This is a genomic window from Mesorhizobium sp. M7A.F.Ca.CA.004.12.1.1 (assembly GCF_003997835.1).
GTDB lineage: Bacteria > Pseudomonadota > Alphaproteobacteria > Rhizobiales > Rhizobiaceae > Mesorhizobium.
The window spans coordinates 1-3038 of sequence record NZ_RZRK01000728.1 but is presented as its reverse complement, the minus strand read 5'-3'; the positions used below and the strand labels follow the sequence as shown (position 1 = coordinate 3038).

The 3038-nt window shown below is 63.0% G+C and carries 3 protein-coding genes; 2 read left to right on the top strand and 1 reads right to left on the bottom strand.

All coding sequences use genetic code 11. The features are described 5' to 3' along the window. Nucleotides 1-73: 73 nt before the first annotated feature. Complete coding sequence (gluQRS, locus tag EN984_RS28495; RefSeq protein WP_127268793.1) at nucleotides 74-949, top strand: tRNA glutamyl-Q(34) synthetase GluQRS; 876 nt, start codon at nucleotides 74-76, stop codon at nucleotides 947-949. A gap of 140 nt (nucleotides 950-1089) precedes the next feature. Next, nucleotides 1090-1986, top strand: coding sequence for a DMT family transporter (locus tag EN984_RS28490; protein WP_127272487.1), 897 nt, complete (start codon nucleotides 1090-1092; stop codon nucleotides 1984-1986). A 142-nt stretch (nucleotides 1987-2128) separates the two neighbouring features. On the opposite strand, the gene EN984_RS28485 is transcribed toward EN984_RS28490, so the two are convergent. Beyond that, nucleotides 2129-2980 carry a YihY/virulence factor BrkB family protein gene (locus tag EN984_RS28485; protein ID WP_127270626.1) on the bottom strand — a complete coding sequence of 284 codons (852 nt, stop codon included), beginning with the start codon at nucleotides 2978-2980 and terminating at the stop codon, nucleotides 2129-2131. Nucleotides 2981-3038 lie beyond the last annotated feature (58 nt).

Sequence of the window (3038 nt, the reverse complement as noted above, 5' to 3'; positions counted from 1 at the left end):
GCTTTCTTGTTCCTCGACCGTCGACAGGGTAGCAATTGGCGAAGCGCCGCAAAACATGATTGCCGCCTGAGAGATGACACTCCTGACATTCCGCTTCGCGCCCAGCCCCAACGGCGACCTGCATCTCGGCCACGCCTATTCGGCGCTGCTCAACCAGAAGCTGGCGGCACGGGCGCACGGACGCCTGCTGCTGCGCATCGAGGATATCGACACGACGCGCTGCACGCCGCAATTCGAGGCCGGCGTACTTGCCGACCTGAAATGGCTGGGGCTTGGCTGGGAAGAGCCGGTGCGCCGCCAGTCCGAGCATTTCGCCGAATACCAGGCGGTGCTCGAGCGGTTGATCGCGGAGGAACTCGTCTACCCCGCCTTCATGAGCCGTGGCGAGATCCGCGCCTTCATCACCGACAGCGAAAAGCGTGGGCGCGACTGGCCGCGCGATCCCGATGGCGTGCCGCTCTACCCCGCCGCGGACAAGGCGCTGCCGCTGAAGGAACGTCAGCGGCGGATAGTCGAGAATGCGCCCTTCGCCTGGCGTCTGGATGTCGAGGCCGCCATGGCGCGTGTCGGCAAGGACCTGTCCTGGACGGAGTATTCCGACGAGACGCTTTCCGCGACGCGCTCCGTGGAAGCCCGCCCGCAGGACTGGGGCGACGTGATCTTGGCGCGCCGTGACATCCCGACCAGTTACCACCTCGCCGTCGTCATGGACGATGCGCTGCAAGGCGTCAGCCACGTCGTACGCGGCCAGGATCTGTTTTCCGCCACCGGCGTGCAGCGCCTGCTGCAGCGACTCCTGGGGCTGCCGCAACCGGCCTATTTCCATCATCGCCTCATCCTCGGACCCGACGGCCGAAAGCTGTCGAAGAGCCTCCGTGACACCGGTCTTGCCGCGCTGCGCCATGCCGGCGCATCACCTGATGACATCAGACGGACGGTCGGGCTTTGACCAGGCGAGATCACCTGCCAAATGCGCCGGCCGTTGAATTTCAGTGATGTATGGATCAATGGTTTCGCTTTGCGCGTCGGGTTGAAGCGCATTAGAGCAGCGCCACGGTCAACTCTCCCCAGTACGGCGGCCTCCGGAACATGCACAGCATCAAGCGGTTCATCCCCGCCACCTTCGTCGTCTTGTGGGCCACCGGCTTCATCGGTGCGCGCTACGCCATGCCGTGGGCGGAACCGTTCACCTTCCTCGCCGCGCGTTTCGTCCTCGCTGCTATCCTGCTGGCCGTCCTGATGCTTGTGCTTGGCTCGAAAAGAGCCACCCGCCAGGAGGCGCTGCATGCCACCGGCGCCGGCATCCTGATGCATGGCGTCTATCTCGGCGCCGTCTTCTGGGCCATCCACAGGGGCATGCCGGCCGGCTTTTCAGCCCTCATCGTCGGCCTGCAGCCACTGATCACGGCGGTGCTTGCCGGTAAGTTTCTCGGCGAGGCGATCCTGCCGCGCCACTGGCTTGGCCTTGGCATCGGCCTCATCGGTATCGTCATCGTGCTGTGGCCGAAGCTCGGCGCGCTGGGCGGCGGCGTGACCGCGGCGACATTGACCGCCTCACTGGTCTCGGTGCTCGGCATGAGCGCCGGCACCATCTGGCAGAAGCGCTTCGCCTCCGGCGGCGACCTCGTCGCGGCGACCATGTGGCAATATGTCGGCGGTGGTTCGCTGATGCTCCTTGCCTCGCTCGCTTTCGAAACCCACACCGTCGTCATCAATGGCGAGCTGATCTTCGCCATGGCCTGGCTGGTGCTGGTGCTGTCGCTCGGCGCCATTTTCCTGCTGATGGTGATGATCCGCGACGGCGAGATGTCGAAGGTGGCGTCGCTGTTCTACCTGGTGCCGGCGGTGACGGCGGTCATCGCATGGGCCCTGTTCGACGAGCAGCTCAACGCCCTGCAGATCGTGGGCATGGCGATCACCACATTCGGCGTTGGCCTGGCAACGGCGCGGCAGACGAAGGGAAGAACTGTGGAATTGAGGAATTGAGGAATTGAGGAATTGAGGAATTGAGGAATTGAGGAATTGAGGAATTGAGGAATTGAGGAATTGAGGAAGAAGCACAGACAGCGCCGGATATGGCCCGCTTTTTCTCCAATCCTTCAGTTCTTCAATTCCTCAATTCTACCTGTCATCCCACCCGCGCACGTGCCTCCAGATAGCGGCTGATCGCAGCATTGAGCTCGCCGCCAAGGATGAAGATCGCCGAGACCATGTAGAGGAAGACCACGGCGATCATGATCGAGGCCAGGCCGGCATAGGTCGTCACATAGGACGAGAAGTGGTCGAGATAGGTGGCGAAGATGGTCGAACCGATAAGCCATGCCGCCAGCGTGAAGACGATGCCCGGCACCAGCGAGACGAAGCGGCGCTTGCCCGCCGGCAGCCAGAAATGCACGGCAAACAATCCGCCGACAATGACCGCCGAAGCGATGACGTAACGCCACAGCGTGATGGTGCCCATATAGGGCTTGATCCAGTCGATATGGGCTTCGGCGATCCGCGCCAGCAGCGGCGCGAACACCAGGAGCACGCTGATCGCCAGGAAACCGGCCGTGGCGATGAGAACGAAGATGATGCTCTGCACCCGGCGGTAGATGATGCCGCGCGTTTCCGAAACGCGATAGGCGCGGTTGAGCGACGTGCGCAGCGCCTCGATGCCGTTCGACGCAAAATAGGCAGCAAGCACCACACCATAGGTCAAAAGGTCGGTGCGCCGGACGGTCAGCACATTGAGCACTTCGCGCGCGATCGGCTTGGCGATCTGTTCGGGCCAGGTGTCGAAGACCAGATGCACGGCGGTGTCGGAGAACGCCTGCGCGCCCAGGAAGCTCGCCAGCGTCGTCGCGAAGATCAGGAACGGGAACAGTGCCATCAGCGATGTGATCGCCAGATGGCTGGCCATCGCCCAGCCGTCATCGGTGTTGAAATGGCCGAGCGCGTCGTAGAGGACCCGCTTGAGGGCTACGATCTTCCGCAACAAGAACCGCGCCCTCCAATTGTCTCCACGCCGGGAATATGGGAAGGGATTGCGGCAAATG